The sequence below is a fragment of the Vallitalea maricola genome, from assembly GCF_036985595.1.
Taxonomy (GTDB): Bacteria; Bacillota; Clostridia; order Lachnospirales; family Vallitaleaceae; genus Vallitalea; species Vallitalea maricola.
In genome coordinates this window covers 1-225 of sequence record NZ_BTPU01000449.1, presented here as the reverse complement: position 1 = coordinate 225, position 225 = coordinate 1, and the positions used below count along the sequence as shown (strand labels likewise).

1 pseudogene is annotated in these 225 nt (G+C 32.9%); it reads right to left on the bottom strand.

Annotated features, from left to right (window positions below):
* A pseudogene (locus AACQ14_RS24590) lies at window positions 1-192 on the bottom strand (ABC transporter permease); the annotation flags it as partial.
* Between the last annotated feature and the right edge of the window lie 33 nt (window positions 193-225).

Below are 225 nucleotides of genomic sequence, written 5' to 3'. Positions count from 1 at the left end.
ACCTGATAAGGCTATAGTACTACCAACCGAAATATCCAAACCAGTTGTTATCATAACAAATGTTGCCCCAGCTGCAGTAATTGCAACCATACTTTGCTGTCTCAAAATGTTTCTAATATTGACATATGTGAAAAATTCTTTGCTCATTACTGCAAATACGACGCATAAAACTAGCAATATACCAATAATCATAAATCGTTGTAAGTATCTGCTATTTAATTTACT